Genomic DNA, 5896 nt, shown 5'->3' with positions numbered 1-5896 from the left:
ATCACTACTACAAATAAAGTCATCCGGATCGCTCCTGACCCCCGTATAAGATCTGAAGCGAGGTTTATACAGGGATTATATTACTCCAACACAAATGATAAGGCTAAGGCGCTGGCGAGCTTTGATGAGTGCATTAAGAATGATTATACTTTTCTGGATGCATACGTGGAAAAGGGATTATTACTCTACGATTCAAAAGACTATAAAGCGGCACTGGCTGTATTTGAGCAGACCATACAGGTGAGTAATACTTTTGCCGAAGGATACTATAACGCAGGCAGATGCGAGGAAGCATTGGGGAAGGAGGAAGCGAAATTGTATTATCAAAAAGCGCTGGGGCTGGATAAGGATTTGAGTGCGGCAGGGGAGGGGTTGAAGAGGCTTAAATGAATTTGAAAATTTGAAAACTGAACCACGGAGACAGGGAAAACAGGGAGTTGCATGGAGGTGTTTTTTTTGCGGCCGTTGCTCCTTCGCGCGCTTTGCGTGAAATCTTCCACCGGGCAGTTTTGGTTGCTCGCGGCGGGCACAGCGTGGCGGCGGGCACAGCGATACCTTTCTTTGAGCCCATTGCTTCTTTGCGTACCTGGCGTGAATCAACCCGAAGCCTTAACCCTGAAATCCAAAAGAATACACTATGAACTAAAAAATCAGCAATCAAAAAATCGGAAATCAGCAATGCCCCTATCCTGGAACCTGCGACTTGTACCCTGCACGCATCTCAAATATTAAATCTCATATCATTCTTTCCTCCTGAACCGTATGGTGCCGCTTGATTTTTCTGTAGAGGTAATGTATACTTCATGGCGTTTACCCGCCACCGTTACCACCATTAAAGCGGTATTGGGTGGGATGGCGCCCATATTATCGGCATACATCACCAGCTCATTTTCTTCGCGGGTAGTATCCAGTTTGATCTTCAGGGAAAGCGGCTTGTCGGTTAAACGGTGACGAGAGAGCAACAACTTGTTATTGTAAAAAACGGAGATGGTATCGCCGTCAATTTCTCCATTATCGTAAAAATCTACTTTAAATTCCTCGTCTGTCGGGATTTCTATGACCTTCAGGATGTTTTTGCTTCTTTTGGCATATCCCGGGAGCTCAGGAGCGGTAATATCGGGTAGCTCGGATCTTGTAGCGCCCTGGACCTTTTGGGGCTTGGGAACGATCGTTTCCTTACCGGGTGTTGCAGTCTTAGGCTTTGGATTGTTCTTTTTTACAACCGGTGGATTTGCAGGTGCAGCTTTTTTGGCTGTTGCCGGAGAGCCGGATCGCGGCTTATGGGTAAGATTTTGCTGTGTGGTGGTTTTTTGTTTTACAGTTGCCTGAGTGTTCTTTTGAGGTGTCGTTTTACGGGGCACCACCCGCGTAAGGGTTTTCCTTTCCAGCTCGGTACTGCCTACGCCACAGCCATTCGGGCGGTACCCCCTCCATCTGCCTACTAATTTTTCCGTACTGCCCTGCTTTAAAAAAGTAAGTATGTGTGTTTGCAAACAATCACTCCATCTGGGCGGTGTATTGCCTTTGATCCTTTCCTCTTCATTTACCATCACCGATTTACTTGATGCATCATAACTGCCTTCCAGCCGGCATATCACATAATACCTTTTTTCGGGATAGTTAAAATACGAGTAAGAATACCCGCTCACCTTGTCGCCTTTAATATACAGCTCCAGTACGTATTCCGTTTCCCCCTGCATGGCAACAACATCGCCAGCCGAATTGAATGAACCGCGCCATTGCCCGTTGAGATTCTGGCTTATACCACGATAGCTGCCCAGTAGCAAAATCAGCACAAGCCATCCTTTCATTGCATACAAAAGTTTCATGAAGCAAAAATAAACTCAATAGCAGGGAAATACCCTTATGAAATGAAATGATACGCCAATAGTTCGTTAAATTTGCCCTCTTTTTCAGGAACAGGAGAATAAAATATGATAAAAATTACTTTTCCGGATGGCGCGGTACGGGAATATCAGCCGGGTACTACCGCATTGGATATTGCAAAATCTATCAGTGAGGGACTGGCCAAGAAAGTGCTGGCTGCCAGTGTTAACGGGCAGGTGTGGGATGCGGCGCGCCCTATTTATAACGACAGCACTTTGAAATTGCTGACATGGAATGAAACAGAAGGAAAATCCACTTTCTGGCATTCTTCGGCACATTTGTTGGCTGAAGCTGTGGAATCGCAGTTTCCCGGTGTGAAATTTTGGGTAGGTCCGCCTGTTGAAAACGGCTTTTACTATGATATGGACCTGGGCGACAGGAAAATAAGTGAAGAAGACCTGGCTGGCATTGAAAAAAAGATGGCGGAGCTGGCAAAGCAGGGCAATCCTTATATCCGTAAGGAAATTTCAAAAGCAGATGCCGTTAAATATTTTGAGGACAAGGGAGATGAGTACAAGCTCGATCTGTTGCAAAATCTGGAAGACGGTAATATTACTTTCTATACCCAGGGCGGGTTTACCGACCTGTGCCGCGGTCCGCATATTCCCCAGACCGGTTTAATAAAAGCGATTAAGCTTACCAATATTGCCGGTGCATACTGGAAAGGCGATGAAAGGAACAAGCAGCTTACACGCATATATGGTATTACTTTTCCCAACCAGAAGGAACTGGATGAATACCTGCAGATGCTGGAGGAAGCTAAAAAGCGGGATCATCGCAAACTGGGCAAAGAGCTGGGCATTTTTGCTTTTGATGATGATATTGGGCCGGGATTGCCTTTGTGGCTGCCCAATGGGGCAATAGTTATTGAGGCGCTTGAGAAATTAGCCAAAGACACAGAAGAAAGAGCGGGTTATAAAAGAGTGGTTACGCCGCATATAGCCAAGGAAAACCTGTATCTCACCAGCGGGCATTTGCCGTATTACCAGGACAGCATGTACCCGCCTATGGAGTTGGATGGCACCAAATACTACCTGAAAGCGATGAACTGCCCGCATCATCATAAAATATTTGCGGCTGAGCCCAAAAGTTATAAAGACCTTCCTTATCGTTTGGCCGAATACGGTACCTGCTACCGTTATGAGCAAAGCGGCGAGTTGTTTGGTTTGATGAGGGTTCGCTGTCTGCATATGAATGATGCCCACATTTACTGCACCAAAGAACAGTTTTATGAAGAGTTTAAGGCGGTAAATGAAATGTACCTTAAATACTTTAAGATTTTTGGGATTGATAAGTATGTCATGCGGCTGAGCCTGCACGATGCTTCCAAGCTGGGGAAAAAATATGTGGATGAGCCGGAATTATGGAAAGAAACGGAAGCCCTTGTAAGGGATGTGCTGGTGCGCACCAATACACCTTTTGTAGAAGTGCAGGATGAAGCTGCTTTTTACGGCCCTAAAATTGATGTGCAGATATGGAGCACCATCGGGCGGGAGTTTACGCTGGCCACCAACCAGGTAGATTTTGCACAGGGCAGGCGCTTTAACCTGGAATTCACCAACAAAGACAATGCACCCGAAATACCCCTCATCATTCACAGGGCGCCTTTGGGAACGCATGAACGTTTTATAGGGTTCCTGCTGGAGCACTACGCAGGCAAATTCCCGGTGTGGCTGGCGCCTTTGCAGGTAAAGATTTTACCCATCAGCGACAGGTTCATGGAATATGCACAAAATGTTTTGGAATCATTGAAAAATGCAGATATTCGTGCGGAAATTGACGACAGGCCCGAAAAAATAGGGAGAAAAATTAGAGATACCGAACTGGCTAAAGTACCTTACATGCTGGTAGTGGGAGAAAAGGAAGTAAATGAAAAGAAAGTAGCGGTAAGAAGGCATGGCAAAGGCGATACGGGCACAAAGCCGGTGGAAGAATTTATCAAAGAAACTGTTATCGAAATAAAGAACAGGGTATCGGAATGAAAGATGTGAAAGGTGAGATATGAAAAGACGAAATAAGGGCACATCTGATATCAGTTAAACAGGTTATTTCAAATTTTAACAATAACAATTAAAACCTCCCTGAAAAGGAGTATCACTTTAAAAATCGTAAATGGCATTTCCACCACGACCGCAATTTACCAGGGGTAATTTCAACCCCCGTTTCAGAAAAGAACAACAGCAGGAGCATCGCACTAACCACATGATAAGAGTGCCCCAGGTAAGACTGGTGGGCGATAATGTGGAGGTGGGTGTATATTCTATCCAGGAGGCATTAAAGATTTCTGTTGAGCAGGGGCTTGATCTTGTGGAGATTTCTCCCAATGCAGACCCGCCTGTATGCAGGATCATTGATTATAACAAATTCCTGTACGAAAAGAAGAAGAAGGAAAAGGAAATGAAAGCCAATTCCAAGGTTTCTGAAGTAAAGGAAATACGGTTCACTCCCAATACAGATGAACACGACTTTAATTTTAAAGCCAAGCATGCCGAAGATTTTTTAAAGGATGGCAATAAAGTAAAAGCATACGTGCAGTTTAAAGGCCGCGCCATTATGTTTAAAGAAAGAGGAGAATTGCTGCTGCTTAAGTTCGCGGAAAGACTGAACGAGATAGGCGCTCCCGAGGGGCTGCCCAAATTAGAGGGCAAAAGGATGATGATCATTTTTGCTCCCAAAAGCCAGAAGAAGAAAAAGTAATAAATCCACTGTAAATAGCAAAGTACGCCACGAAGTCACGAAGCCACAAAGTGTTTTCCTTTGGGCCCTTGTGCCTTCGTGGCAATATCTCCAAAAGCGCGAAATCACAAGTTGTTTTCCTTTGTGCCCTTGTGGCTGTGTGGCAAAATCACCAATGAACAAAATATGAACTGCAGGCATTGAATTAATTTTTCATGTTGCTTCGGGTTGTCATTAACATTTTCTTCTGTACTGCGGAATAATTTTTGAATAGCTTCGTTATCATTTCCTATACAATGATGATAAACCGGATAGCTATATTGTTCTGTATCTGCCTGTTGTGCGGCGTTTCTTTCGCCCAGCAGTATGACCCCGGGAAAATAAATAAAAAGGCGATCAATTTTTATAACCTGGCGCTCGACCAGGCGCAGAACGGGCATTACAAAGAAGCCATCCGTTTTATAGATCGTGCGCTTGAAGCAGATAATCGGTACGTAGATGCCTGGCTTACCAAAGCAGGCGTTTACGGAGAAATGAAAATGTACGACAGTTGTATCGCTTCTTATGAAAAGGCCTTTGCCATGGATATTCAATACACGAAGGATTACAGGTTGCCCTATGCCATTAACCTGGCAGGGGCAGGACGGTTTGAGGCTGCACTGAATGCGGTGAATGAATTTCTTGCCAATCCCGACCTCAATGAGCCGAGCCGTAAAGCAGGAACGTACCGCAAACGATCTTTTGAGTTTGCGGTGCAATACGACAAGGATCACCCCACTAAAAATTATGTTTTCGCTCCGCGCAACGTAGGGGATAGCATAAATAGCGAAGACCTTGAATATTATCCTTCGGTAACCATTGATGACAAAATATTGGTCTTTACGAGACGTGTGAAGGGATACAATGAAGATTTTTTTGTGAGCAAGCGCAAGGATAGCCTGTGGTCGAAGGCGAAAGGGATTGATGGCGACATCAACAGCAATTTCAATGAAGGTGCACAAAATATTTCACAGGATGGCGAATGGCTGGTATTTACCGGCTGTAATTTCCCCGAGGGGTTGGGGAGCTGCGATTTGTTTTTTTCGTCTCTTACCAAAAGGGGCTGGAGCATGCCCGAAAACCTCGGGGAACCTGTAAACAGTGAATTCTGGGAATCTTCCCCCTGTCTTTCACCCGATAAGCGCGAATTGTATTTTTCGAGCAACCGACCCGGCGGTTATGGAGGAAAAGATATTTATGTTTCGAAGCGTATGCCCAACGGCCGCTGGAGCGAACCCGAGAATATGGGTCCAAAAATAAATACAGGCGGCGATGAAAGCTGCCCTTTTATCCA

4 protein-coding genes and 1 pseudogene are annotated in these 5896 nt (G+C 45.1%); 4 read left to right on the top strand and 1 reads right to left on the bottom strand.

Translation table 11 applies throughout. The features are described 5' to 3' along the window. Positions 1–390, top strand: a 390-nt coding sequence (locus PLH26_RS19450) for a tetratricopeptide repeat protein (protein ID WP_324587686.1), incomplete at its 5' end; no start/stop codon positions are given. 350 nt (positions 391–740) lie between these two features. On the opposite strand, the gene PLH26_RS19445 is transcribed toward PLH26_RS19450, so the two are convergent. Beyond that, positions 741–1829: a hypothetical protein gene (locus tag PLH26_RS19445; RefSeq protein WP_324587685.1), complete on the bottom strand. Its 1089-nt coding sequence runs from the start codon at positions 1827–1829 to the stop codon at positions 741–743. Between the two features lie 105 nt (positions 1830–1934). Here PLH26_RS19445 and thrS point away from each other — a divergent pair, with 105 nt between their 5' ends. From thrS to PLH26_RS19430, 3 genes and pseudogenes are all read left to right on the top strand, one after another. Beyond that, on the top strand, positions 1935–3869 hold the full coding sequence (gene thrS, locus PLH26_RS19440; protein WP_324587684.1) for a threonine--tRNA ligase: 1935 nt from the start codon (positions 1935–1937) through the stop codon (positions 3867–3869). A 130-nt stretch (positions 3870–3999) separates the two neighbouring features. Next, positions 4000–4584 (top strand): translation initiation factor IF-3, encoded by a 585-nt coding sequence (infC, locus tag PLH26_RS19435; protein ID WP_324587683.1) that lies wholly within the window; start codon positions 4000–4002, stop codon positions 4582–4584. Positions 4585–4859: 275 nt separating this feature from the next. Then, positions 4860–5896 (top strand): annotated as a pseudogene (locus tag PLH26_RS19430) (OmpA family protein); the annotation flags it as partial.

This window comes from Agriterribacter sp. (assembly GCF_035444585.1).
Classification (GTDB): domain Bacteria; phylum Bacteroidota; class Bacteroidia; order Chitinophagales; family Chitinophagaceae; genus Agriterribacter.
The sequence above is the reverse complement of the archived record's forward strand: the minus strand, read 5'-3'. Positions and strand labels throughout refer to the sequence as shown.

What these genes read in the sequence shown, in the direction of transcription:
- PLH26_RS19445 (WP_324587685.1), bottom strand. Translation starts at nt 1,829, where the DNA reads ATGAAACTTTTGTATGCAATGAAAGGATGGCTTGTGCTGATTTTGCTA.
- thrS (WP_324587684.1), top strand. Translation starts at nt 1,935, where the DNA reads ATGATAAAAATTACTTTTCCGGATGGCGCGGTACGGGAATATCAGCCG.
- infC (WP_324587683.1), top strand. Translation starts at nt 4,000, where the DNA reads ATGGCATTTCCACCACGACCGCAATTTACCAGGGGTAATTTCAACCCC.